The 24,691-nt window shown below is 51.5% G+C and carries 23 protein-coding genes and 1 pseudogene; 4 read left to right on the top strand and 20 right to left on the bottom strand.

Features of this window, described 5'->3' with window-relative positions; all coding sequences use genetic code 11:
* Positions 1 to 23 precede the first annotated feature (23 nt).
* The 13 genes and pseudogenes from I6L54_RS06640 to sitA form a co-directional block, all read right to left on the bottom strand.
* Positions 24 to 3,077, bottom strand: coding sequence for an efflux RND transporter permease subunit (locus I6L54_RS06640; RefSeq protein ID WP_040232223.1), 3,054 nt, complete (start codon positions 3,075 to 3,077; stop codon positions 24 to 26).
* Positions 3,077 to 4,162, bottom strand: coding sequence for an efflux RND transporter periplasmic adaptor subunit (locus tag I6L54_RS06645; RefSeq protein WP_040232224.1), 1,086 nt, complete (start codon positions 4,160 to 4,162; stop codon positions 3,077 to 3,079). The genes I6L54_RS06640 and I6L54_RS06645 overlap by 1 nt, the downstream gene beginning before the upstream one ends.
* Before the next feature lie 418 nt (positions 4,163 to 4,580).
* The gene (locus I6L54_RS06650) at positions 4,581 to 5,060 is read right to left on the bottom strand and encodes a FidL-like protein (RefSeq protein WP_040232226.1); all 480 of its coding nucleotides are present in this window, start codon (positions 5,058 to 5,060) and stop codon (positions 4,581 to 4,583) included.
* Positions 5,057 to 5,824 carry a winged helix-turn-helix domain-containing protein gene (locus tag I6L54_RS06655; protein ID WP_040232227.1) on the bottom strand — a complete coding sequence of 256 codons (768 nt, stop codon included), beginning with the start codon at positions 5,822 to 5,824 and terminating at the stop codon, positions 5,057 to 5,059. The genes I6L54_RS06650 and I6L54_RS06655 overlap by 4 nt, the downstream gene beginning before the upstream one ends.
* 284 nt (positions 5,825 to 6,108) lie before the next feature.
* A complete protein-coding gene (locus I6L54_RS06660; RefSeq protein WP_040232229.1) occupies positions 6,109 to 7,083 on the bottom strand; it encodes a glycyl-radical enzyme activating protein in 975 nt (324 codons plus the stop codon).
* Positions 7,046 to 9,244: pseudogene (gene cutC, locus I6L54_RS06665) on the bottom strand (choline trimethylamine-lyase); the annotation flags it as partial. The gene I6L54_RS06660 and the pseudogene cutC, both read right to left, overlap by 38 nt.
* Positions 9,245 to 9,259: 15 nt before the next feature.
* Positions 9,260 to 9,424, bottom strand: a complete 165-nt coding sequence (locus tag I6L54_RS24235; RefSeq protein ID WP_245163443.1) for a hypothetical protein — start codon at positions 9,422 to 9,424, stop codon at positions 9,260 to 9,262.
* Between the two features lie 13 nt (positions 9,425 to 9,437).
* Positions 9,438 to 9,767, bottom strand: a complete 330-nt coding sequence (locus I6L54_RS06670; protein ID WP_040232230.1) for a DMT family transporter — start codon at positions 9,765 to 9,767, stop codon at positions 9,438 to 9,440.
* Positions 9,764 to 10,093 (bottom strand): DMT family transporter, encoded by a 330-nt coding sequence (locus tag I6L54_RS06675; protein ID WP_245163444.1) that lies wholly within the window; start codon positions 10,091 to 10,093, stop codon positions 9,764 to 9,766. The genes I6L54_RS06670 and I6L54_RS06675 overlap by 4 nt, the downstream gene beginning before the upstream one ends.
* 768 nt (positions 10,094 to 10,861) lie before the next feature.
* The gene (gene sitD / locus I6L54_RS06680) at positions 10,862 to 11,713 is read right to left on the bottom strand and encodes an iron/manganese ABC transporter permease subunit SitD (protein WP_040232233.1); all 852 of its coding nucleotides are present in this window, start codon (positions 11,711 to 11,713) and stop codon (positions 10,862 to 10,864) included.
* Positions 11,710 to 12,567, bottom strand: coding sequence for an iron/manganese ABC transporter permease subunit SitC (gene sitC, locus I6L54_RS06685; RefSeq protein WP_040232234.1), 858 nt, complete (start codon positions 12,565 to 12,567; stop codon positions 11,710 to 11,712). Before sitC ends, sitD begins: the two co-directional genes overlap by 4 nt.
* A gap of 2 nt (positions 12,568 to 12,569) precedes the next feature.
* A complete protein-coding gene (sitB, locus tag I6L54_RS06690; protein WP_040232236.1) occupies positions 12,570 to 13,385 on the bottom strand; it encodes an iron/manganese ABC transporter ATP-binding protein SitB in 816 nt (271 codons plus the stop codon).
* Positions 13,382 to 14,299: an iron/manganese ABC transporter substrate-binding protein SitA gene (gene sitA, locus I6L54_RS06695; RefSeq protein ID WP_040232237.1), complete on the bottom strand. Its 918-nt coding sequence runs from the start codon at positions 14,297 to 14,299 to the stop codon at positions 13,382 to 13,384. The genes sitB and sitA overlap by 4 nt, the downstream gene beginning before the upstream one ends.
* 184 nt (positions 14,300 to 14,483) lie before the next feature.
* On the opposite strand from sitA, the gene I6L54_RS06700 reads away from it, so the two are divergent.
* Positions 14,484 to 14,828 (top strand): nitrous oxide-stimulated promoter family protein, encoded by a 345-nt coding sequence (locus tag I6L54_RS06700; RefSeq protein ID WP_005130616.1) that lies wholly within the window; start codon positions 14,484 to 14,486, stop codon positions 14,826 to 14,828.
* 118 nt (positions 14,829 to 14,946) lie between these two features.
* Here the strand turns inward: I6L54_RS06700 and I6L54_RS06705 are convergent, their stop codons facing one another.
* From I6L54_RS06705 to hypA, 7 genes are all read right to left on the bottom strand, one after another.
* Positions 14,947 to 15,375 carry a TOBE domain-containing protein gene (locus tag I6L54_RS06705; protein WP_005130615.1) on the bottom strand — a complete coding sequence of 143 codons (429 nt, stop codon included), beginning with the start codon at positions 15,373 to 15,375 and terminating at the stop codon, positions 14,947 to 14,949.
* A 44-nt stretch (positions 15,376 to 15,419) separates the two neighbouring features.
* Positions 15,420 to 17,498, bottom strand: coding sequence for a formate hydrogenlyase transcriptional activator FlhA (gene flhA, locus I6L54_RS06710; protein ID WP_005130613.1), 2,079 nt, complete (start codon positions 17,496 to 17,498; stop codon positions 15,420 to 15,422).
* Positions 17,499 to 17,717: 219 nt separating this feature from the next.
* Positions 17,718 to 18,728, bottom strand: coding sequence for a hydrogenase maturation carbamoyl dehydratase HypE (gene hypE / locus I6L54_RS06715; RefSeq protein ID WP_005130612.1), 1,011 nt, complete (start codon positions 18,726 to 18,728; stop codon positions 17,718 to 17,720).
* Positions 18,725 to 19,846: a hydrogenase formation protein HypD gene (gene hypD, locus I6L54_RS06720; RefSeq protein ID WP_005130611.1), complete on the bottom strand. Its 1,122-nt coding sequence runs from the start codon at positions 19,844 to 19,846 to the stop codon at positions 18,725 to 18,727. Before hypD ends, hypE begins: the two co-directional genes overlap by 4 nt.
* Positions 19,846 to 20,118, bottom strand: coding sequence for a hydrogenase 3 maturation protein HypC (gene hypC, locus I6L54_RS06725; protein ID WP_003037411.1), 273 nt, complete (start codon positions 20,116 to 20,118; stop codon positions 19,846 to 19,848). The genes hypD and hypC overlap by 1 nt, the downstream gene beginning before the upstream one ends.
* Entirely contained in the window at positions 20,109 to 20,981 is an 873-nt protein-coding gene (gene hypB, locus I6L54_RS06730; protein WP_005130606.1) for a hydrogenase nickel incorporation protein HypB, read from the bottom strand. Before hypB ends, hypC begins: the two co-directional genes overlap by 10 nt.
* 103 nt (positions 20,982 to 21,084) lie before the next feature.
* On the bottom strand, positions 21,085 to 21,456 hold the full coding sequence (gene hypA / locus I6L54_RS06735) for a hydrogenase maturation nickel metallochaperone HypA (RefSeq protein ID WP_005130604.1): 372 nt from the start codon (positions 21,454 to 21,456) through the stop codon (positions 21,085 to 21,087).
* Between the two features lie 198 nt (positions 21,457 to 21,654).
* Between hypA and hycA the strand changes: the two genes are divergently transcribed.
* From hycA to hycC, 3 genes are all read left to right on the top strand, one after another.
* Positions 21,655 to 22,113 (top strand): formate hydrogenlyase regulator HycA, encoded by a 459-nt coding sequence (hycA, locus tag I6L54_RS06740; RefSeq protein WP_005130603.1) that lies wholly within the window; start codon positions 21,655 to 21,657, stop codon positions 22,111 to 22,113.
* Positions 22,114 to 22,256: 143 nt separating this feature from the next.
* A complete protein-coding gene (hycB, locus tag I6L54_RS06745) occupies positions 22,257 to 22,868 on the top strand; it encodes a formate hydrogenlyase subunit HycB (protein ID WP_005130602.1) in 612 nt (203 codons plus the stop codon).
* The gene (gene hycC, locus I6L54_RS06750; protein WP_005130598.1) at positions 22,865 to 24,691 is read left to right on the top strand and encodes a formate hydrogenlyase subunit 3; all 1,827 of its coding nucleotides are present in this window, start codon (positions 22,865 to 22,867) and stop codon (positions 24,689 to 24,691) included. The genes hycB and hycC overlap by 4 nt, the downstream gene beginning before the upstream one ends.

Here is a 24,691-nt window from a genome sequence, read left to right on the forward strand (position 1 = left end):
TTTAACATTTACCCCGTGATGTTTCATGGTGTCTCCGCACGGTGCAGGCAGTCATAGATGACCGGCAGAACCATTAAGGTAAGGATCGTCGCAAAACCCAGACCAAACATAACAACCACGGCCATACTCTGAAAAAAGACATCCCTCAGCAGTGGCGCGAAACCCAGTACAGTGGTGAAGGTTGTGAGCAGAACAGGACGTAAACGTGAAGTGGCGGCGGATATAATCGCTTCATGTTGCGGCTTCACCTGTTTCTGATGCTCAATCTCCTCAACCAGGACAATCCCGTTACGGATCAACATTCCACTCAGACTCAGCAAACCTATCAGGGCCATAAAGCCAAACGGAATGTCGATAAGTAAAAACCCCGCTGTAACGCCAATTAATGCCAGCGGCACGGTAAGCCAGATGGCGAAAGCATTTTTCAGCGAACTAAACATCAACACGGTAATGGTGAACATCACCAGATAACCTAACGGCAGGGTAGAGAACAGGCCTTGCTGTGCCTCGCTTGAACTTTCCGCATCTCCTCCCCACGTAATGTTGTAACCGTGCGGCAACGGAATCTGTTCAATCTGTGGGCGAACGCGCGCCAGAATATCGGCGGAAGTGGCATTGCTCAGTGGGTCAGGGTTGGTCATGACGGTCATAACCCTGCTGCGATCGCGACGCAGAATCAGTGGATTTTCCCATTGCAATACGAACCCATCGACCACGTTACTGAGTGGAATATAGCGTTGCTGATTTTGGCTCCAGACCTGGACATTATTAAGATGATTAATGTCATGCCGCTCGTTTTCGGGCGGACGCACCACTATCGGCATCATATCCGTGCCTTCGCGATATAGTCCGATGCGACTGCCGGAAAAATTCATTTCCAGCGCGTCATCTACTTCTTTTTTATCCACACCTAACTCTTGACCGAGCACTGGATTATATTGCGGGCGAATGACTTTACTGCGGTTTTGCCAGTCGTTACTTACACTACTGGTATCGCGATTGTCGGTCAGAATAGTACTTACTTTGCTGGCAATCTGGCGCATGATATCGGGCGCTGTCCCTCTGATGCGTACCTCAATACTGCTACTGCCCGAAGGGCCAAACATCACGCGATTGGTACTGGCATTGACCTGCGGGTAATCCTGCGCGATAACGGTATCCAACTGGCTCGCCAGTGCCCCAATATTGCGCTCATTGTCCATTCTTACCATGATTTGTGCATAATTGCTGTACTGGCGCTGACCGTTGTAAGTCAGGATAAACCGCATGCTGCCATGACCAATCGTTGACACCGTGGAAACCACGCCCGGGCGACCGTTAATTATTTTTTCAATATCACTAGCCATCTTTTCCGTGGAGGTGATGTCTGTACCATAAGGTAGCCACAGATCCACAAAAAAAATCGGTGTACTGGCTGAAGGAAAGAAATTTTGTCGTACCGAGCCAAAGCCCCAGATTGCCAACGCCAGCAGTACTGCCATGACTGAAAGTGTGACTGTTTTGTGTGCCAACAGAGTATTCAGGATGCGCTGATAGAGTCGGTAAGAACTGCCACTATAGAGAGCGAATCCTGATGGCTGCTTAAGAGGGGACTCGGTTTTAAATAGCCACCATTTAACCAGTGCCGGCGTAATGGTTAGGGCTGTGAACCAACTCAGCATCAGTGAAATTAACAATACCTGAAACAGCGATTTACAGTATTCGCCCGTTGAGTCCTGTGACAGGCCAATAGGAGCAAATGCCAGGATAGCAATAATTGTGGCTCCCAACAGTGGAAGTGCGGATCGCCGAATAATAAAGTTTAGCGCTTTTACCCCTGACGCGCCCTGCTGACGCGAAATGAGTAATCCCTCCACAATCACTATCGCATTATCTACCAGCATACTCAGCGCGATTATCAGCGCCCCCAGGGAGATGCGCTGAAGCTCAAGTCCCCACAGATACATAATAAACAACGTGCCCAGCACATTGAGCGCTAATGACAGGGCTATAATAATGCCGCTGCGCAGACCCATGAATATCACCAAAATTCCGATGACTATCGTCAGCGCCATTAGAAAATTAGTAAGAAAGCCATTTACTGAAGATGCCACTTCAGCAGACTGGTCGTAAAATACACCGATCTGCAGACCGGCGGGTTTTTCCTCAGACATCTGTAGTAACTTAGATTTCAGCGCTTGTCCCACGTCAATCACATTAACACCGGGTATAAATGATACCCCCATCATCACGGCGGGTTGACCATTGGCGTGATAAATGCTGGAGGGTGAATCAGCGAGACCGCGCGTGAGTGTGGCTATATCTTTCAGGCGTGTGCTGGCGCTGTCACCCGCTGGGCTAACAAGCAGATGGCCCAGTTCATCAAGATTTTCGAATTCGCCGGTGGAATGTATACGGATTGATTCTGTACCAGATTTTATCACCCCTGCGTTTGACACAATATTCAGTCGACTCAGCGCAGCGGATAGCTGAGCCGGCGTGATGCCGCGCGCAGCCATTTTTATCAGTGACACCTCTACATTGATCTGTGACGTTATGATTCCTCCGGTCATGACCTTGCCTACGCCAGGTACCAGTACCAGCTCACGTCGCAGCTGTTCGGCATATTGTGCAAGCTCTTTATTGCTGAAATTGTCACCGGAAATTGAGAAGAAAAAGCCAAAAACATCGCCAAAATCATCGTTTACGAAGGGCTGCATGACACCAGGCGGAAATACGCGTCCTGCATCACCTACCCGACGACGTAATTCGTCCCAGATTTGGGGTAATTTATCCGAGTGGTAGTGCGAAGCGATGTTCACTGTGATTTGCGACATCCCGTTGGATGAAATCGAACTGATGTTATCCAGATAGGGCAGTTGCTGCAGGGCTTTTTCCAGTGGCAGTGTTACTTCTTCTTCTACTTGCTCGGCGGATGCCCCAGGATAGAGGGTAACAACCACGGCGCTTTTAATCGCAAACTCTGGATCTTCAAGACGACCGATGTTAAGTAGTGCAAAAATACCGCCGATACCTAGTAACAGAATGAGCAGCCAGACACGGACGGGATTATTAATAAACTGTCGGGAGATATCCATTACAGTCCCCCCTCACGTGTCCAGATACGAACCTGCTGCTGAGCATGTATTTCATTCACCCCGGCAGCGACCACCCGTTCACCGTTTGTTAGACCGTGTGTTATTACGATACCGCCCTCGGTGAGTTCACCAGTGGTTACACTGCGTTCTTCCAGCGTAAGCTGCTCGCCGCTGCCCTTTACCACCCAGACGTGGGGGTGATTGAGTGGGCTGTTGTCCGGGTTAAACACAGCTTCAACTGGCACGACCAGCTTTTCACGCAAGGTACTGGCTGGCAGTTTTGATAGATCGATGGTGACCGTACCACTGACCCCAGCAACAGCAGGGAAGTCAGACGGTCGTGGCATGGTTAAAATCATCTTCCAGGTGAGCGTGTTATTGTTGCTGCTAGCCGAGTGCTCTTTGTAATCAGCCTGAAACTGGCGGCCCGGCAGTGCAGTGATGTGCACCAGTGGTCGATAGGCCATATTGCGAATGTCCATTGCGGTAAACAGGTTTTCCGGCACGCTGAATGCCACATCGAGCATGTCGTTGCGAGCCAGAGTGGCGATAGCCTGTCCGGCTGCCACAACCTGATGGTTTCGAGCATTTACACTGACAGCGATACCGGAGAACGGGGCGGTGAGTATCATTTGGTTCAGTTCTTCGCGAGCGATCTGTAGCGCCGCGTTTGCAGCATCTCTTCTGGCACGTTGTACATCCATCTCATCACGCGAGACGGCATGGCGCGCAGACAATGCCTGGAAGCGTTCAAACTGTCGCTGTGCAAGGTCGGCTGTAGTCTGCCGTTCTTTTACCCGTTGCCGAGCTTCATCGGTAGAGAGTCGGGCGATCACTTGTCCTTTCGCCACTGGAGTTCCCTGGCGGATATCAAGCCATTCAATACGGCCGGAGCGTTCAAAAGATAGTGCAGTGGAATCGCTGTACTCAATTCTTGCGGGGAGAATACGTTGACGGGCCTTTTCAGACTTTCCCACCTCCACAACTTTAATTGTGCGAGGTTGAATGGGTAAATCTATTTCTTTCTGCTCGCACGCTGTAATTAAAAAAGCGGCAAAGATAATCAGGGGTAAATAACGAAACAATTTTATATCCTCAGCGATAATGATGTAATTAATTTTGTAGGGTTATATATGTGAGCGGACGAAAACAGAATGCCAGCCAGAGGCTGGCACAATGCAGACTCAGTTTGGTTGGTATATAACTTCCTTTATTTTTCCGCTAGTTACACGTATTCTTGTCGTACAAGAAGAAACAGATACAACATGGTCCTTACTCCGGAGGCATGGACGAGTTAATTCAAATGCTTATTGGTAAAAGTTCAGTCACCGCATTCAATATCACTGTGTACCCGCAACCGTAATGAGGGGTAGCCATTGGTACACGGTATGATAAATTCAGGATGTTGTTTAATACTGCTATAATTTAATATTAAAACAAGGGCGGTGACTTAATGTCATTGCAGGTTTAATTATTTAACTCTGTAGTCACGCTTTTATTGTTTTAATATTCAACACAAGTCAGAACCCAGGCATCCGGATTACCGATAAGCCAGGCGTGGTTATCAATTCTTTCACGCTCAAAAATCAGGGTTGCGTCATCACCGCCGACTTCTGCCAGTAAGATCTGAAAAATATCATCCTCAACATGGTCTGCTGGTAATCTGCGAACGCCGTCATTCTGGTATTGGAGAGTATGGTTATCTCTCTGACGGCCATCCCGCAGAAGAATTTTACGGCTCACGCTTTGTGTTACAGCGCCTCCCACGACCTTACCATTAAATGAAATAAATCCCGTATTATCTTCATATAATTGAATGGTTTGCTTAACATAGAAATCATATACCACTGAATTTCTTGTTATACGATAGCGTGACTGATTCGTACATTTGAAGTTACTGATACCATGGGCATAGTTAAATGAAACACCCAGGCAGACAGCAATCAGGACAAGACCCATGCACACTATCCATTTAATTTTCATGATTGCTTCCAGTTGTGGTAGTAGACGTTGTCACACGCGATAATTTGATTATTTTTTCCTGCTGTGCAAAGCGAAAAAAGGGTGCGCCCGGCGCTTCGCGCGGTAAAGGAGTCATTACTGTCAAATATCACCTTTTGTTCAGGGCCGCAGGTGGCAGCATTGTCCTTAAGAATGGCAGCAATATTCTGCCTGGCTTTCTCCCGATCTCGCTCACTCAGATTTTTCATATACACCACCTCGCACCCGGTCGCCAGACTGTCTTTATACAACGGGTAGTGGCTGGTACTGACCGATGAGACGGTATTAAAAAAAACGATCGCACCGCAAATGAATAATGTCAGAACGATAATCACCGTGAGATACGCATTTTTTAAAGAAAACAGTTTCCCGGCACGTTGAGAATTGACCTGTTCAGGTATACTGAACGGCACTGTCTGGGTTAACTGAAGCGTGATGTCGGGATTTAGCCTGAACCCCATCTTCGGTACAGTAATTATCAGTTCTTCACAGCCGAATGCAGATAATGCGCGACGTAAGATGCTGATATACTGATTAAGGCTGCTATTGGACGCCTGTAAGCCATAATCGTCCCATACCATAGTTAATAATTTCTCACGTGATAGTATCCCTTCAGACGCCCCTAATAGGGTTTCCAGCAAGCGACTGGCCGTTAGGGTGAGTTTTACCGTTTCCTGTGTGGCACAATGGGTTAGCGATCCATCCTCTGGATTAAACTTTATTTTCTCCGCAATTAAAAAAATCATATTGGCAATTACCAGATACCTGCGTTATTACAGAAAATTATAACACAGATATCCGGGTGATTATGCGCTAAATTGCCTCCCGTACATTGGTTACATTTATGAAATTTCTCATCAATATAACTGGTAATTATTAACGAATTTAACAGTCGCTAATGAATTTAGCCCGAAGTGGTAATATTCTCTGTTATTAGCTTATCAGCAAAATTACTACAGATAACAGACAGTTTGCTGAAAAAATGAGTAATGTTGTTAAACCAAAGTTGTGCAATTGCGGCACAGTTCTTTTAACCCACCAGGCTGGTTGAAAGCGTAGCGGAGATTCCTCTGTCTTTTGCAATCTGAAGGAATGTTGCGCCATTACTTTCTGTACCCTTCCTGATAATAGTACTGGCCGGGTAATCGCGTCCCAGCAGTGAGTATTTTTGTACGCCGTAAGCATGGTAAGGCAATAAATCAATACCCTGAAAGGATGTCTTTTCGGCAGTAAGATTGCTGATAAGCTGGAGCATATTATTTATTTCATGTGATGAATCGTTAACGCCGGGAATCACTGGGATCCTCAGGCGCACTGGAGTATTCAACGTCAGTAATTTTTCAAGATTGCGTAAAATACGGATATTACTGACCCCGGTAAATCGTTGATGAAGTGTGTCATCCGCCAGCTTGAGATCATAGAGCACCAGATCAGCCACCGTGCTGACTTTATCAACCGCTGACCAGGGGGCGAACCCTGCCGTTTCCACCGCGGTATGGATACCCTCCCGGCGTAAGTTTTGTAGTACCTGGACTGCAAAATCCGGTTGAAGCATCACTTCACCGCCGCTGAGCGTAACGCCTCCTCCTGATAACTGATAATAAGCCACATCTTTTACAACCTCTTGATGTACCTCATCAGCTGACATCTGGCGCCCGACAATCTTAAGTGCCTGGGATGGGCAAGCGTCTTCACAAAGACGGCAGCCATCACACGACATACTGGGATCAATAACGTGACGCTTATTACTCCACTGATGAATGCCGTTCTGGCAGGCATCAACGCAGGCCCCGCAGTGCTGGCAACTACTGGTACGCCACAGCACGTCATTATCCTGTCGCAGCCCTTCGGGATTCGCGCACCAAATACAGCTCATCTGACATCCTTTAAGGAATACGACGCTGCGAATACCCGGGCCATCATGTAACGAGAAGCGCTGAATATTAAAGACGCGGCCTGTTAGCGGCTCAGCATTCATGTTGAACGGTTCGGCTAATGATTTCATCCTGCACCTCACGGCTGAGTTCAACAAAAAATGCGCTGTATCCGGCCACACGAATCATCAAATTCGGATACTCCTCCGGGCGTGCCTGCGCACGCTTCAGCTCTTCATTATCGACGTAGCTAAACTGCATTTGCCCATTACCAAGCATACTGGCGGTACGAAGCAGGTTAATCAGCTGATTAATGCCTTCATCGCTTTCCAGCATACCGTGCATTAGTTTGAGGTTATGCACCATGCCGATTTCCATCTCTTCAACGTTTATCCTGCTCACCGAGTTAATCACTGCCGTCGGGCCATTGATATCGGTTTGCTGCGATGGGCTTATCCCGTCGGCCAGAGGTTTATGAGCCAGTCTGCCGCCAGGCAACGCACCGGTTGCCAGTCCGAACGGCGTATTATTTGAAATAGATAGCGTACCGTGCGTGAAGCGGCCATAAAGCATGTGATAGCGGCGATGCTCTTGTTCAGTGTAATGAATTAGGGAACGCGCCAGTTCGTCAACTTCTGCAATATCATTGCCGTATTTCGGTGCTCGCAGGCAGCGCTGGCGAAGCGCTTCATGCCCAACAAAATCGGCTTTCAACGCTTCATTCAGCTCAGTCAGAGTGACCTGCTCCTGCTCATACACCACTTTTTTAATGGCCATCAACCCATTCGCTAAATCAGCCAGACCTGTCCAGATAAGCCCGGGGCCGTTGTTTAACCACGCTCCGCCCGCGGTAACATCGCGACCTTTTTCCAGGCATCCCTCAATCAGGCAGGAAATAAGCGGTTTTGGCGCATACTGTCTGTGCAACTTCTGGATGATGAGTGTGGCTTGGGCCGCTTTAGCCGTAATAGCCGCCAGTTGCTGTTTTACTGCCGCTTCAAAATCGTTGTAAGTGGTCATCTCTGTCAGTTCGCCGGTCTGCGGACCGATACGCTCACCTTGCGGCCCATAACCATTACTAAACGCCAGTTCCAGCGGCCGAGTAAACGTGGTATAGCCTACAGATGTCCATTGATACATTTTCCCGGACTTTTGAGGCTCAACACAGCCCATCAGGCAATAATCACGGGCATCTTCATAATCAAATCCCTTGCGCAGCATCATTTTGATATGCGCGTCATCGAAATGGCAGGCCGGAAAACCTGTTCCCCCGCGGATAACTTCCACAATTTCGCGCAGATAGTGCCACGGTGACTGGTTATGTATCCTTACAGCCAGGCTGGGTTGATAAATTTTCAACTTGCGTGAGCAGGCCATAATCATCATTGTCAGCGGATTGGTGGCATCGCCGCCCTCACGTTTTTGCCCGCCAACAACCATATTGATAAATGGTTGATACCCAGCGAAATATTTTGCTGTAGACTCACTACAAATCCACAAACTCTCTGCCATTTTAATCATCCAGCAACACAGTAACTCTTCTGCCTGGGCATGAGTCAATGTCCCTTCTGCCAGGTCACGCTCCAGTAATGGCCAGAGATACTGATCGACGCGTCCCAGTGAAATACCGGTCTGGTTTTCTTCAAGACAAAACAGAGACTGTACAAACCACAGGGACTGAAGCGCCTCATAAAAATTACGCGGCGCGTGTTCCGGTACACGGCGACAAATGTCAGCGAGACGGTTCAACTCTACTCTGCGTTGAGGATCGGTTTGTTCAGCAGCCAGTTGTGCGGCGTAGTCGCTGTAACGATGGGCGTAATGGATCACCGCATCGCAGGTCTCTTTCATTGCCAGATAGAATTGGTGGCGTTCCATATCTTCTGCGCAGGTTAAACTTAGCTGTTCAATTGCGTGAATAGCCCTGTCACGTAAACCGCCCATACCTTCTGTCAGTAATAACGTGTCGTAACCCGGACAGGTATCACCACCGCCATTCTGGGTTTTAATGGTCACGTCGCAGACGCCGTACTCATTGCACCATTCCCAGAGGCCTGCATGACGGAGTTGCGTTTCTGCGATTTCATCCAGCGAGCGACCGCGCCAAAAAGGGAAGATTTCTTCTCTGAGAATACGCTTTGCGCTGTCACTTATCTGATAGGGATCCTGTTTACGCTCTTTTACGGTATCCAGTTCTTCAGCCACCCAGCGCCAGCTGAGCTCTGGTGATACTTCTCCACCGCGCGGACCGCCTGCCGGGTGGCTGATAATAAGCTCATTCTCGGCAATCCATAAAGGTGCCTGTTCTCAGGCGCGCCGAAAGGCCAGTGCCCGTAACATAATCAGATCCAGCCCGGGGTTGTTTTTATAGACTTCTGTAACCGCCTGTGCCCTTGAAACAGAGATAAACGGCTTTGCGCTGAAATATTGGACTTTCAGGGCGTCAATACGATCGGTAAGTTGCTTTTCCATTTAATAACTCCTTTTATGCAAATCCCATCAGCAGCGTGCCACTCAGGATCAGTGCAATACCTGCTTTTTCAAATATGCTGGTATGCATGTCGTAATAAATACTACTTATCACAGTAATTAATACTGTGCCCATACCACACCAGATTGCGTAAGCGATACCTGGTGTCATTAATTTCATTGCCTGCCCCAGGGCATAAAAACAGACTACGTAACTTAACGCACAAAATATGGTTGGGACGAGTCTCTGAAAATGTCGGGTTTTGGGTAGCATGGCAGTGCCAAAAACCTCAGTAAGAATGGCAATAAATAACCACGTTGTACTCATGAGTATTATTTGAATCATGTGTTTTCCATCGTTTTATATTTTGCGGAAAAATTAATAACAATAACTCCGGCAACGATTAACCACATGCCCAGTAAGTGGCCCCCACTTATTGAATGGCCGAAATTTAACATGCCAATTATATTTACTGCGACGATACCCACACCAGACCAGATCGCATAAGCAACGCCAAGGTGCATTCTGCGAAACACATAAGTTAGAATATAATAGCAAAGCCCATATCCTATTATGGCTAAAACAGAAGGAAGGATGCGGGTAAATCCTTCAGAAAGGACTAGCATAGTTGTTGCAAATATTTCGAACAAAATAGCCAGCGCAAGTTTCATGTATGTCTTTCTTAACGTCATATTAACTTTCCTGATTAATGAGCCTGGTTACAGGTCGGATTGGATGACTGATATGAAACAGTATTTTTATTTTTCTAGCCATGTAATTCATAAAAATTGATTATTATAGTTTTTTATTCTTTGATTGTTTGATTGTGAAGGGTTAAATTTCAATTTTTAATGGTGTGGGACGAGTCCCTCTCAGCATTGCTTTTATGCCTGATATCATTTTCAGAAGTGCAGGCTAAATAATGATGTTGATGTGATTTAACCTTTGAGATTAATGTCTGTCCAGGCTGCTCAAAGAGCGTGGCTGAATGCTCAGAGTGCATATACGGCTCAGTTATGGGGGGGGGGGGCGGCGAAGGGTTTTGGAGCCATAACCCGCCAGTAGTATGGCTTAATAAGAAATTATTAATTATTTTTTTTGTGTGTGATATGAATTTTGCCGATGTTGTATGGGTTTATCTATAAACCTGCAACTTATCCTTCTTCAGTGAGTATCGAAACAATGATCATAAAGTTAGATGGTTAATAAAACACCGGTTAATGAGTCGATTTTCTTTATCTTTAATAGGTGAAATTCAAATATCAATGCCACACCCTAATTTACCATTGAGGTGTGGCTGGTGAAGTTTGTATCAAATTACTCTTTCATTTCGTGGTTGCTCTTTTTATCGTTATGGAATAACGATAATACCCGTCAGGATGTGGAAACGAGGCTTTAGAGGCATAAACATCATTAGCTGACATACCATGAAGCATTATTTATACATCATGCAGCTGAAGTTGATTCTCTAAACGCCGATCGCGCAGGGTTGCATAAATAAAAGTAATCACAAACAGCAGGGAAAATAATACGACGATGGTGGGAGCCGGTGCGCTGTCGATGAAAAATGACAGATACACCCCCATAAATGAGGTAATGACCGACATCACCACCGCCAGCCACAAGGCGTGAGAAAATTTTCGCGTCATTAAAATCGCGATGGCGCCGGGCGCAATCAGTAAAGAAATCGACAAAATAATCCCAACTGATTTTAGCGTGGCGACAATCGTCAGGGCGATCATGCACAACAGGCCGTAGTGCAGCAGGGCGGTGTTAAGCCCACTGGCCTTGGCCTGATGTGGGTCGAACGCATGCAGCAGCAGATCTTTCCACTTCAGCCCGATGATAAGCGCGATCCCCAAAGCAATCGCCGTTGTTTGCACGATATCGCTCAGTGATATGCCGAGCATATCGCCGAACAGAATATGATCCAGATGCACTTCCGACTGAATGGAAACATACAGCACCAGTCCCGCACCAAACATCCCGGAGAAAACAATGCCCATGATGGTGTCGCGCTTAATGCGGCTGTTATCGTCGAGGTATCCGGTTGCTATCGCGCAGAACAATCCAGCGATAAATGCGCCAATTGCCAGCGGGATGCCTGCGATATACGCCAGAACGATCCCTGGAAAAACCGCATGGCTCATGGCATCACCCATCAACGCCCAACCCTTGAGCACCAAAAAAACCGATAGCAACGCGCAGGGGATAGCCACAATAGTGGAGATGACCAGCGCATTGACCATAAAGCTAAACTGAAAGGGTTCCAGCAGCGTTGTTAAGATCATACCAGCTCCTTATTGACCTGGCGGGCGCGGCGGCGATTCGCCAGCAGACCGTGTTTGGGGGCGAAGACAAACGCCAGCAGGAACAGCAGCGTTTGCAGTACGACGATAATTCCGCCGGTTGCACCATCCAGCCAGTAGCTCAGCCAGGCGCCGAAAAAGCTGGTCAGGCTACCGATAGCCACGGCGATCGCCAGCAGGCGAGGAAAACGATCGGTCAACAGCCAGGCTGTGGCGCCGGGAGTGACTACCAGGCAAATCACCAGAAAGGCGCCGACGGTTTGCAGGGCGGCTACCGTTGAAACGGAGAGCAGGGTAAAAAACAGCAGCTTCAGCCGACCTGGATTCAGACCGATAGACCGGGCGTGGTTTTCATCAAAAAAGACCACCATCAAATCTTTCCACTTCAATAGCAGGATGGTCAGCGATACCACGCCGATGATCGCCAGTTGCAGAATATCTTCCGGCGCAATTGCCAGGATATTACCGAGAATAATGGTCTGGATGTTCACCGACATCGGATTGAGCGACACCATAAAAAGCCCGATACCGAAAAAAGACGAAAAAATCAGCCCGATAATCGCATCTTCCTTCAGGCGTGAACGTTGATTGAGAAACAGCATGCTGCCCGCAGCCAGTCCACCGGAAAGAAATGCACCCAGCGCGAAGGGAAGCCCTAGCATATAGGCTCCGGCCACGCCCGGCACGATAGAGTGCGATAGCGCATCGCCAATCAGCGACCAGCCTTTAAGCATCAGATAGCAGGAGAGAAACGCGCACAGGCCACCGACCATCGCCGAGACCCACATGGCGTTGAGCATATACTGGTAACCAAACGGCTCTGTCAGCCAGTTCATGATTATTCCCCCTCGCTTGCCGGGCGTCGCGAAATAAACGGACGTTCATCATCGGTAATCACGTGTTGTTCGCCGCCGCTCAGGGCAACGTGACGCAGAACGCCGCTAAATGCCTGTTCAAGGTTCTCGGTGGTAAAGGTGGTTTCGGTTGGGCCGCTTGCCAGCACGGTGCCTTTAATCATTACCGTGTAATCACAAAACTCGGTGACCGAGCCCAGGTTATGGGTGGAGACCAGCATCGTCCGGCCCTCATCACGCAATTCGCGCAGCAGGTCGATGATACGCGCCTCGGTTTTTACATCCACACCGGTGAAGGGTTCATCCAGTAAAATAACCTGGCCGTCCTGTGCAATGGCGCGCGCCAGAAAGACGCGTTTTTTCTGCCCACCAGAGAGTTCACCAATCTGGCGGTGGCGATAGTCCAGCATGTCAACCCGCGCCAGCGCCGCATCCACGCAGTCGTGGTCGATCTGTTTTGGCCGACGCAACCAGCCCATATGGCCAAAGCGTCCCATCATCACCACATCTTCCACCAGTACCGGAAACGACCAGTCCACCTCTTCTGACTGGGGGACATAGGCGATCAGATTCTGTTTGAGCGCCTTATTCACCGGTTGCTGCAGAATAGATATTTCCCCCTTCGCCAGACGGACAAACCCCATCAGCGCTTTAAATAGCGTTGATTTCCCCGAACCGTTGACGCCGACCAGGGCGGCAATTGAGCCGCCCGGAACCTGAAAAGTGGCGTCCCGCAGTGCGGTGTGCCCGTTGCGATACGTCACCGTAACCTGATTCACGGTAATCGCAGATTGACTCATTTTTGGCTCCTTAACCCGTCGTTGATGCCGCTGACGATGGTTTCTGTCGTCACGCGCAGTAAATCCAGATAGGTCGGTACCGGACCGTCGGCAGCACTGAGCGAATCAACATACAGCACGCCGCCGTAATGTGCGCCAGACTCACGGGCGACCTGACGCGCAGGCTTGTCGGACACGGTGCTTTCGCTAAATACGGTGGGGATATGATGCTCCCTGATCGCGTCGATCACTTTACGTACCTGTTTGGGCGTACCTTGCTGATCGGCATTGATCGGCCACAGATACAGCTCTTTCAGGCCGTTATCACGCGCGAGATAAGAGAATGCGCCTTCGCTGGTGACCAGCCAGCGTTTATCGGCGGGGAGCTTTGCCAGTTCAGCACGCAGCGGCGCCAGGGTCTGCTGGATTTTTGCTTTATAATTCTCCGCATTTTTCTGGTAGGTGGCGGCATTGTCTGGATCGTATTTCATCAGCGCATCGCGAATGTTATCCACGTAGATGAGTGCGTTCTCCGCTGACATCCAGGCATGTGGGTTCGGTTTGCCGTTGTACGGCCCTTCGCTGATACCCATTGGTTGTACGCCATTTGAGACCATCACTTCCGGTACGCCGGACAGATGTTGGTAGAAGCGGGTAAACCACAGCTCCAGATTGAGGCCGTTGGAGAGGATCAGTTGTGCACCCTGTGCGCGTTTAATATCCCCTGGTGTGGGCTGATATTCGTGAATTTCTGCGCCGGGTTTGGTGATGGAACTGACCTCTGCTGCGTCGCCAGCCACGTTGCTCGCCATATCGGCAATCACCGTAAAGGTGGTTATTACCTTAAATTTATCTTTCGCCCAGGCAGGAGACAGCGTCAGCGCCGTGATTACGCTGGCAAGGAGAAACGATTTCAGATGGGGCAGATGCGGCATAGTATCCCTCACAACAAAATGGTTAATTTATCATCGAATATAGCCTTTGCTATGTTATATAGCACATGGCATAAATAAATGAAAATAATTCTTATTTGCATGGGGTGAGGATGTATCACCTTCAGGTAATAGTGCTGCGTATTTTTAAGGTGTATTATTTATGCAACTTAGCTATGGAGGCATCATGTCCGGCAAACGTATTGCTCGTGAAAAAATGACGATCCAAAAGATGATCTCGCTGTACGAAAGCCAGTGTCCGGAAGCTTCAGACGAGCCAGGGCATTACGATACGTTGTTTGCTTATGCGCAAAAGCGCCTCGATAAGTGCGTATTTGGTGAGGAAAAACCGGCCTGTAAGCAGTGTCCGGTGCACTGCTATCAATCTGCCAAACGCGAAGAGATGAAGCAAATTATGCGTTGGGCCGGGCCGAGAATGCTCTGGCGTCACCCGGTTCTGACCGTTCGCCATCTGATTGATGACAAGCGTCCTGTCCCGGAATTACCTGAGAAATATCAGCGCAAGAAGTAATCTGGTTATTTTGTGCCGGATGGCGGCGATGCCTTATCCGGCCAGCAAGCTCACCTGTGCGTAGGCCCGATAAGCGTAGCGCCATCGGGCAATCTTGCCATGCGATGATGAATGGATATTACGCTTTGGTGGCAATCAGAATGGCTGAGGCTTTGATCAGCGCAATAACGCGGCTTCCCTGGCTCAGTTTCATCTCTTGCTGACTTTCGTTCGTCACGACCGCAACAATGTCAAAACCGGCATCAGTTTCGATGTGTACGGTGGCGTTAACGGCGCCTTCGGTTACCTGTGAAACGCTACCGGCAAATTGGTTACGGGCAGAGAATTTCAGGCCACAGTCTTCAGTCGCCAGCGTCACCCACGGCGCTTTGATCAGCGCAATGGCTTCTTTTCCTTTCGCCAGACCCAGTGCCTGCTGACTGCTATGGGTCACAATTGCGACCAGTTTTGCGCCGCCAGCCAGCGTCAGTTCAACTTCATCATTTACTGCGCCAGTGGCAACTGCACTGACTGTACCGGTTAATTGATTACGTGCTGATACCGCCATACTGCCTCCTTTCGTTGAGTTATCACCCAGTATAGTCTCACTGGCTAAACCAGCGCATCCTTATCGATGCCCAATCGCTTCATGCGCGAGAGTAACGTGGTGCGCTTCAGTCCCAGGCGCTGCGCCGCGCCTTTAGGACCGGCAACCACGCCGTTGGTCTCTTTCAGAACGCGCATGATCAACTGGTATTCGTCCTCGCCATCCTGCGCAACTTCGGTGGCTACCGGTGGTGCAGACGGCGTCAACGCGGCAATATCCGGCAGGGACAGCTGCAGCACGTTGCCTCGGGTAAGCAGAACTGCGCGCTCCACCACGTTTTCCAGTTCGCGCACGTTGCCCGGCCACTCCATGCTGCTCAACGTACGCAGCGCCTCGGCGGGAATGCTGTCGATATTGCGCCCCATCCGACGAGCAATTTTAAAGGTGAAAGCTTTAACCAGCAGCGGAATATCTTCCGGGCGCTCGCGCAGTGGCGGCAGATGGATCGGGAAGACGTTCAGTCGATAGTAGAGATCGTTACGAAACTCGCGATCGGCGACCATCTTTTTCAGATCGCGGTTAGTGGCGGCGATCAAGCGAACGTCGGTCTGGATCAGTTTATTGCTGCCCAGACGTTCAAACTCCTGCTCTTGCAGTACGCGCAGCAGTTTGGGCTGAAGCTCCAGCGGCATGTCACCGACTTCATCGAGGAACAGCGAGCTTTTATCCGCCAGCTCGAAACGACCAATCCGCTGCGTGCTGGCACCGGTAAACGCGCCGCGCTCGTGACCAAACAGATCGCTTTCCAGTAATCCGGCAGGCATTGCCGCGCAGTTCATTTTCACCATCCGGCGGGCGTTACGTCCACTCAGGTTGTGGATTGCGCGTGCGATCAGCTCCTTACCGGTTCCGGTCTCGCCGAGAATCAGGACGGTGCTGTCGCTTTGCGCCACCATTTCGACCTGCTTGAGCACGCTGTACATGGCTTCGCTGCGGCCAATGATTTCACCGAACTCGCTCTCCACGTTGTTGAGTTGTTCTGTCAGCGCCAGGTTTTCATCGACCAGGCGCTCTTTCAGACGGTGAATTTCCTGATAGGCGAGGGCGTTATCCACGGCGATCGCCACGCGTTCGGCGATTTGGCGCAACAGTTTCAGATTGGCAGTGGTGAACACTTTCTCTTCGCACTGCGCTAACTTAAGGACGCCGAGCATAGTATTGCCGGACATCAGCGGCAGCAGGCACAGAGTCTGTAGGTGGTTGCCCCAGGTTTCGAACAGCATCCGTTCGTAAGGGGCGAGCGTATCGCGTTCGCTCAGATTAATCAGCAGCATCTCTTTGCTTTTGAAAACGCGTTCAGAAAGCGTACCCGCTTCATCCACTTCACTTTGTTCGTGCGCCGGATGATGTTCATCCAGATAGTGGGTGGAATAAATGCTGAGCTTGTTTTTGTGATCGCTGCGTAACACGATGCTGATGGCATCAATGTCGAAATAGTGGTGGATCTCTTTGGCGACTTCGCTGACCAGTTCGTCAATGTCCAGACGGGAGAGCACCGCATTGGTGATGGCGACCAGGATGCGAAAGTTATCACGCTCGCGACACAGCAGATCGTAATCGACGTTGTTGCTGACCCTGCTTTGAATTTGTTCAGCAACGACGCCGACTATCTGGGTGAAGGTCTGCAGCCGGTTGTACTCTTTTTCACTCCACGGACGATCTTCGTTACGGATGAATTCACAGCCGCCAAAGATACGCCCATCCGCCGCCAGCGGCAGTAGGCAGTAGTGGCCAAATTCAGAATACAATCCGCCAGAGGCCAGCTGTGGCCAGGTTTCAGTAAACTCGTGATAGTTGCAGTGCAGCGCATCGGGACGAGACAAAATACGGCGTACCGGGCCATGGGCCAGTACCGTTTCGTCTTCATAATCGATGGGTTTACCATTTTCACGCGCCGCAAAATAACGCGCACGCTGCGTTTGTGCCTGCCATAAGACAATAGCCGCACAGTCGGCCAGCGCTGAACGCTTGACCAGCTGCGAAAGCGCCTCGCTGAGAGACGGGAGATCGGGCTGCTGTAATAATGTACGAGTAATATCGAACAGGCCTTGCTGCCCGAGGTCACTCATCGGTGTATACGACATATTGCTTTTCCAGGAAAAGCACCGCAGAACGGTGCGAAAACGGTAAATGAATTATAGGTATTAGTCGTAAATTATTGCCGGATAGCTGACCGCGAACTCGCTGGTCACGCAATCCGTAGGCCTGATAAGCAAAGCGCCATCAGGCGATAATGCAGCGTTAATGCCGGATGTCGACGCAAATGCGTCTTATCCGGCCTACAGTATGCTGCCAACTGGCTGCTAGCATATACGAGGTAAGGGTTCGGCGTGTGGTAAATCGAGAGTTCGTTTCACGCCGTAAAGTCCGGCCAGACGCACACCTTTGCGTTCTACCACTTCGCCAATCATTGCGGCATCGCGTCCTAACGGATGCGCGCGCAGTGCGGCAAGCGCCGTTTCAGCTGCCTGACGCTCAACGGCAATCACCAGCTTACCTTCGTTAGCAAAGTTGAGCGCATCCAGACCCAGCAGTTCGCAAACGCCACGCACCGCGGGCTTCACGGGCAGGGCCGCTTCAGACAGCTCAATGCCAAACCCGCATGATGCGGCAAATTCATGCGTTACCGCATTCACGCCGCCACGGGTCGCGTCACGCAGCGCCTTCACGCCGGGGATATCACGTAGCGTCTGGATAAGCGGCGTCAATACCGCGCAGTCGCTGACCAGTTCGCCATCAAGCCCCAGCTGTTCACGCAGGTTAAGGATAGTTGCGCCATGATCGCCAAGCGTACCGCTGACCAGCAGCACATCGCCCACGCTCAGGGTCTGTGCGCCCCAGTGAATGTTGGCGGGGATCGCGCCCATTCCAGCGGTGTTGATAAACAGCTTGTCCGCCGCGCCGCGCTGTACAACCTTGGTGTCGCCGGTGACGATGGCAATTCCCGCTTCGCGCGCGGTTGCCGCCATGCTGTTAACGACGGTTTTCAGCGTCTCCATTGGTAAACCTTCTTCGAGGATAAAACCGCAGGAGAGATAGCGCGGGATCGCGCCGCTGACCGCCACGTCGTTAGCTGTACCACAGATAGCCAGCTTGCCGATATTACCGCCCGGGAAGAACAACGGATCGATAACATAGCTGTCGGTTGAAAACGCCAGACGGTCGCCTTCAGCGACCAGTTGCGCCAGTTCCAGACGTGCCTGATCTTCCTGTTCCGCCAGCCACGGATTCGCAAATGCCTCCATAAACAGACTGTTGATCAACTGCTGCATAGCCTGACCGCCGCTACCGTGGGCGAGTTGTACGCTGTTCATGCTTCACACTCCTGCTGACGATACTGATACCAGGCGGCACATGCGCCTTCTGAGGAGACCATCAGGGCACCAAATGCGGTCTCCGGGTTACAGGTTTTGCCAAATAGCGGGCACTGATGCGGTTTGCATCTGCCGGTCAATACCTCTCCGCAACGCGCACGCGGATCGTCATACACCTGCTGCGGCGCTGGCTGGAAATGCGCTTCGGCGTCAAAACGCTGATAGTCAGGCGTCAGGTGAACGCCTGATGATTCAATGACGCCCAGACCGCGCCATTCGCTGTCGCCATTGACGCAGAACACGTCGGCGATCGCCTGCTGCGCTAGCGCGTTACCGGCGTCGGGTACCACGCGGCGATACTGATTTTCTACCTGGCTGTGCGCGGCAATTTTCTGCTCAATCAACATCACCACGCCCTGCAGGAGATCGAGCGGTTCGAAACCGGCGACCACCAGTGGGCGATGGAAATCTGAGGCAATGAAATTATAGGCGTCAGTGCCAATCACCATACTGACGTGACCCGGCGCCAAAAAGGCGTCGATACCGTTGTCCGGCTGTTCCAGCAGGCTGCGCAGCGTTGGGATCAAGGTGATGTGCTGGCAGAAAAAGTAAAAGTTCTGCACATCGCGCTGTTTGGCCTGCTGCAGAGTGATGGCGGTGGTTGGCATGGTGGTTTCAAAACCCAGGCCAAAGAACACCACCTTACGCGTTGGGTTTTCCTGCGCCAGCTTCAGCGCATCCATCGGTGAATAGACGATACGGACATCCGCGCCGCGCGCTTTGGCTTGTAGCAGGGAACCTTGTTTACCCGGGACGCGCATCGCATCGCCAAAGGTGCAGAAAATTACTTCCGGATGGCTGGCAATTTCTACACAGCTGTCGATTCTGCCCATTGGCAGCACACAAACCGGGCAGCCTGGACCATGAATAAACTCGACGTTTTCAGGCAGTAACTGATCGAGACCGAACTTGAAGATTGCGTGGGTATGACCCCCACAAACTTCCATGATGCGCAGCGGGCGTTCAGCTGTGTAGGGGAGGAGTGCAGCACGTTCACACAGGTGCTCTATCAACTGCATCACCTGTTCTGGTGCGCGGTATTCGTCAACAAAACGCATTATTTTTCCTCGCCATACAGCAACGCGCCGACATCCGGCTCAACGTCAAACATGTTTTGTAGCGCATCGAGCGTGTCGCGCGCTTCTGCTTCATTAATGATGCTCATGGCAAAGCCGACGTGAACCAGTACCCACTGGCCCAAACGGGGTTGACCATGCTCATCGCAGCTACCGACCAGCGTTAGATCGACGTCGCGCTGAATACCGCAAACGTCGACTTTAGCCTGGTTGCCGTCAATGGTGCGGATTTGACCCGGAACACCTATGCACATCGCTGCGTCTCCAGCCAGGAGAGCCATTGGTCCATCCCTTCGCCGCTGGTGGCGGAAATCAGGATGATCTCAATTTCCGGGTTCACTTCCCGGGCGCTGGCGATGCACTTATCTACATCAAAATTGAGGTACGGCAGCAGATCCACTTTGTTGAGCAGCATCAGCGAGGCGGCGGCAAACATATGCGGGTATTTCAGCGGTTTGTCTTCACCCTCGGTGACGGAAAGCACGGCGACTTTATGGCGTTCGCCGAGGTCGAAACTGGCCGGGCAAACCAGGTTGCCGACGTTTTCAATGAACAAAATGCCGTTGTCTTCAAGCGGCAAACGCGGCGCGGCGTCAGCAATCATTTGCGCGTCGAGGTGGCAACCTTTGCCGGTGTTGACCTGGATGGCGGGCGTGCCCGTAGCGCGAATACGTGCGGCATCGTTAACCGTTTGCTGGTCGCCTTCAATGACGGCACATGGCACGCTGTCTTTGAGCTTCATCAGCGTTTCGGTCAGCAGCGTGGTTTTACCGGAACCCGGGCTTGAGACAAGGTTCAGTACCAGATGCTGACGGGCGGCAAAGCGGGCGCGGTTGCGTTCGGCCAGACGGTTGTTTTTATCCAGTACGTCAATTTCCACTTCCAGCATGCGGCGCTGGCTCATGCCTGGCGCGTGGGTGCCTGCTTCACCGTGACCGTAGTGCAAGTCGCCTTCTTCGGTCTGGCTCGGCGTGAAACTGGAGGTTTTCACACCGGTAATATTCAGTGCCGGGCGAGCCGCCGGGGCAAATGGCGCGCTGCGAAACGCCGAGTGGGGGTTATGTTCATCACCCTCTATATATAGGTTGCCTTCAGCGCAACCACATGTCGTACACATCGCTCACTCCTGATCTTTATCTTGCGGTATATCTGTTGCCGGATGGCGGCTTCGCCTTATCCGGCCTACAACTCAGACCATTCCTGTAGGCTGGATAAGACGCTTACGCGTCGCCATCCGGCGTTGGATTATTATCAATTTCAATTCGTCGAATCTGTAGGCCGTCATCGGCCACGATCCTCAGCATATCGCTATGACATTGCGGACAACGGCGCACACGTTGCGTCAGTAAGGTGACGTATTGCTGACAAGATTCGCACCAACATTCGGCTTCTTGTTCTTCGAGGTGGAGTTTACAACCTTCTGCAAGGGTGCCACGGCATACCAGATCAAAACAAAAGGCGAGAGCGCTGGTTTCTACGCAAGAAAATGCGCCAATTTTGAGCCAGACCCCAGTTACCCGCTTTGCGCCGTGTTGGGTGGCCTGTTGTTCAATCAATTCCAGTGCCCGTTGGCAGAGGGTTATTTCGTGCATATCGCCTCCTAAGATGTCGCCGTTTTAAAAGCAATAAACATGCCAGGTTGAATTTTCACGTTCGTGACAATGTCGACGATGACGAAATGACATGTCGTCACCGCACTGTGAATTCATAACTATATGAAAATAAATGATTTTAATTTTGGCATGAAATGTGCTTAAGGCTGTTCATCTCTGCTAAACGGGTAACCTGACATGACTATTTGGGAAATAAGCGAAAAAGCCGATTACATCGCTGAACGGCATCGTCGCCTACAGGACCAGTGGCGTATTTACTGTAACTCGCTGGTTCAGGGAATCACCCTGTCGAAAGCGCGTTTGCATCATGCAATGAGCTGTGCACCGGACAAAGATCTCTGCTTCGTCCTTTTTGAACACTTCACTATCTACGTCACGCTGGCAGATGGCTTCAATAGCCATACCATCGAGTACTACGTTGAAACGAAAGACGGTGATGATAAGCAACTGATTGCACAGGCACAGTTGACCCTCGACGGTAAAGTCGATGAGCGCATCAGCAACCGCGATCGTGAACAGGTGCTGGAGCACTACCTCGAAAAAATCGCCACCGTCTACGACAGCCTGTACACCGCGGTTGAGAACAATATGCCGGTGAATTTAAGCCAGCTGGTTGAGGGACAAAGCCCGGCTTAAGCCTCGGGTGCCGCCCACTTTTGTCATGATGCGTTTTCATTCTGCGTCACGACAGTTTAGGGAATGGGCATGTCGAAAAATGTCGAAATGACATTTCGCAGACATGTTTTCGTCAAAAATGACTATCACCTGAGGAATGCCTGGTGAATCGTTTTGTAATTGCTGACTCCACTCTTTGTATCGGCTGCCACACCTGTGAAGCCGCCTGCTCAGAGACACATCGCCAGCATGGCCTGCAGTCAATGCCGCGCCTGAAAGTGATGTTAAATGAAAAAGAATCCGCGCCGCAGCTTTGCCACCAGTGCGAAGATGCGCCTTGCGCCACCGTTTGTCCGGTTAATGCGATTAATCGTGTTGACGGTGCCGTGCAGCTGAATGAAAGCCTGTGCGTCAGTTGTAAATTGTGCGGGATTGCCTGTCCATTCGGTGCAATTGAGTTTTCCGGTAGCCGTCCGCTGCATATCCCGGCAAACGCCAACACGCCAAAAGCGCCTCCGGCTCCGCCAGCGCCTGCTCGCGTGAGCACGCTGCTGGACTGGGTTCCGGGCGTTCGCGCCATCGCGGTGAAATGCGATCTGTGCAGTTTTGACGAACAAGGTCCGGCCTGCGTGCGCATGTGCCCAACCAAAGCCCTGCACCTGGTGAGCAACATGGATATCGCCCGCGCCAGCAAACGTAAGCGTGAGCTGACTTTCAACACCGATTTCGGCGATCTCACCTTGTTTCAGCAGGCTCAGAGTGGGGATGCAAAATGAGCGCAATTTCACTAATTAACAGCGGCGTGGCCTGGTTTACAGCGGCGGCGGTTCTGGCATTTCTGTTTTCGTTTCATAAATCGTTGAGCGGTTGGATTGCCGGGGTTGGCGGCGCGGTCGGCAGCCTGTGTACGGCGGCTGCGGGTTTTAGCGTGCTGATTAATGGGCTGGCGGTAAGTGGTGTGATGCCGTTTATTGGTCACAGTCTGCAAATGACGCCGCTGAACGCTATCTGGCTGATTACGCTGGGTCTGTGCGGCCTGTTTGTCAGCCTGTACAACATTGACTGGCATCGTCACCCGCTGGTTTTAGCTAACGGCCTGCTGGTCAATCTGCTGATGGCCGCGGCGGTATGTGCGGTGGTAGCCAGCAACCTCGGGACGCTGGTGGTGATGGCGGAAATCATGGCGCTGTGTGCCGTGTTTCTCACCGGCTGCAGCAAAGAGGGCAAACTGTGGTTTGCACTGGGGCGTATCGGTACGCTGCTGTTGGCGATTGCCTGCTACCTGGTGTGGCAACGCTACGGCACCCTGGAGCTGCGTCTGCTTGACCTGCGTACTCAGGAGTTGCCGCTCGGCGCTGACATCTGGCTGCTGGGCGTGGCGGGTTTTGGCCTGCTGGCCGGAATTATTCCGCTGCACGGATGGGTGCCGCAGGCACACGCCAACGCCAGCGCACCGGCTGCGGCGCTGTTCTCTACCGTCGTCATGAAGGTGGGTCTGCTGGGTATTCTGTCGCTGTCGCTGCTGGGCGGTAACGCGCCGCTGTGGTGGGGCATAACGCTGCTGGTACTGGGCATGATCACCGCGTTTGTCGGCGGTCTGTATGCGCTGATGGAGCACAACATCCAGCGTCTGCTGGCGTACCACACCCTGGAAAACATCGGCATTATTCTGCTGGGTCTGGGGGCTGGCGTGACCGGAATTTCCCTGAATCAACCTGCGCTGATTGCGCTGGGTTTAACCGGCGGTCTGTACCATCTGGTCAACCACAGCCTGTTCAAAAGCGTTCTGTTCCTGGGCGCGGGCAGCATCTGGTTCCGTACCGGTCATCGTGATATCGAAAAACTGGGCGGGATCGGTAAACGTATGCCGGTGATTTCTCTGGCGATGCTGGTTGGCCTGATGGCGATGGCCGCGCTGCCGCCGCTGAACGGTTTTGCCGGTGAGTGGGTTATCTATCAATCCTTCTTCAAACTGGGTAACAGCGGCGCGTTTGTCGGTCGTCTGTTAGGGCCGTTGCTGGCGGTTGGGCTGGCAATTACCGGCGCGCTGGCGGTGATGTGTATGGCGAAAGTCTATGGCGTTACGTTCCTTGGCGCGCCGCGTACGAAGGAAGCTGAGAATGCCTGCTGCGCACCAATCCTGATGGGCGTGAGCGTCGTTGCGCTGGCTATCTGCTGCGTGATTGGCGGCGTCGCTGCGCCGTGGCTGCTGCCGATGATCTCCTCTGCTGTTCCGCTGCCGCTGGAAACCGCGAACACCACCGTTTCTCAGCCGATGATCACGCTGCTGCTGATCGCGTGTCCGCTACTGCCGTTCATCATCATGGCGATTTTCAAAGGCAACCGTCTGCCGTCACGTTCACGCGGTGCGGCATGGGTCTGTGGTTACGATCACGAGCAGTCAATGGTCATTACCGCGCACGGTTTTGCCATGCCGGTGAAAGAAGCCTTTGCACCAGTACTCAAACTGCGTAAATGGCTGAATCCGGTATCACTGGTTCCGGGCTGGCAGAATGCGGCTGCGCCGGTGCTGTTCCGTCGCCTGGCGCTGATTGAGCTGGCGGTGCTGGTGGTGATTGTGGTTTCACGAGGAGCCTGA

The sequence above is a fragment of the Citrobacter pasteurii genome (assembly GCF_019047765.1).
Lineage (GTDB): Bacteria > Pseudomonadota > Gammaproteobacteria > Enterobacterales > Enterobacteriaceae > Citrobacter > Citrobacter pasteurii.

Bases quoted from the DNA above. Each gene is read 5' to 3' on its own strand.
- I6L54_RS06640 (WP_040232223.1), bottom strand. From the start codon at position 3,077: ATGGATATCTCCCGACAGTTTATTAATAATCCCGTCCGTGTCTGGCTG.
- I6L54_RS06650 (WP_040232226.1), bottom strand. From the start codon at position 5,060: ATGAAAATTAAATGGATAGTGTGCATGGGTCTTGTCCTGATTGCTGTC.
- I6L54_RS06655 (WP_040232227.1), bottom strand. From the start codon at position 5,824: ATGATTTTTTTAATTGCGGAGAAAATAAAGTTTAATCCAGAGGATGGA.
- I6L54_RS06660 (WP_040232229.1), bottom strand. From the start codon at position 7,083: ATGAAATCATTAGCCGAACCGTTCAACATGAATGCTGAGCCGCTAACA.
- I6L54_RS24235 (WP_245163443.1), bottom strand. From the start codon at position 9,424: ATGGAAAAGCAACTTACCGATCGTATTGACGCCCTGAAAGTCCAATAT.
- I6L54_RS06670 (WP_040232230.1), bottom strand. From the start codon at position 9,767: ATGATTCAAATAATACTCATGAGTACAACGTGGTTATTTATTGCCATT.
- I6L54_RS06675 (WP_245163444.1), bottom strand. From the start codon at position 10,093: ATGAAACTTGCGCTGGCTATTTTGTTCGAAATATTTGCAACAACTATG.
- sitD (WP_040232233.1), bottom strand. From the start codon at position 11,713: ATGATCTTAACAACGCTGCTGGAACCCTTTCAGTTTAGCTTTATGGTC.
- sitC (WP_040232234.1), bottom strand. From the start codon at position 12,567: ATGAACTGGCTGACAGAGCCGTTTGGTTACCAGTATATGCTCAACGCC.
- sitB (WP_040232236.1), bottom strand. From the start codon at position 13,385: ATGAGTCAATCTGCGATTACCGTGAATCAGGTTACGGTGACGTATCGC.
- sitA (WP_040232237.1), bottom strand. From the start codon at position 14,299: ATGCCGCATCTGCCCCATCTGAAATCGTTTCTCCTTGCCAGCGTAATC.
- I6L54_RS06700 (WP_005130616.1), top strand. From the start codon at position 14,484: ATGTCCGGCAAACGTATTGCTCGTGAAAAAATGACGATCCAAAAGATG.
- I6L54_RS06705 (WP_005130615.1), bottom strand. From the start codon at position 15,375: ATGGCGGTATCAGCACGTAATCAATTAACCGGTACAGTCAGTGCAGTT.
- flhA (WP_005130613.1), bottom strand. From the start codon at position 17,498: ATGTCGTATACACCGATGAGTGACCTCGGGCAGCAAGGCCTGTTCGAT.
- hypE (WP_005130612.1), bottom strand. From the start codon at position 18,728: ATGAACAGCGTACAACTCGCCCACGGTAGCGGCGGTCAGGCTATGCAG.
- hypD (WP_005130611.1), bottom strand. From the start codon at position 19,846: ATGCGTTTTGTTGACGAATACCGCGCACCAGAACAGGTGATGCAGTTG.
- hypC (WP_003037411.1), bottom strand. From the start codon at position 20,118: ATGTGCATAGGTGTTCCGGGTCAAATCCGCACCATTGACGGCAACCAG.
- hypB (WP_005130606.1), bottom strand. From the start codon at position 20,981: ATGTGTACGACATGTGGTTGCGCTGAAGGCAACCTATATATAGAGGGT.
- hypA (WP_005130604.1), bottom strand. From the start codon at position 21,456: ATGCACGAAATAACCCTCTGCCAACGGGCACTGGAATTGATTGAACAA.
- hycA (WP_005130603.1), top strand. From the start codon at position 21,655: ATGACTATTTGGGAAATAAGCGAAAAAGCCGATTACATCGCTGAACGG.
- hycC (WP_005130598.1), top strand. From the start codon at position 22,865: ATGAGCGCAATTTCACTAATTAACAGCGGCGTGGCCTGGTTTACAGCG.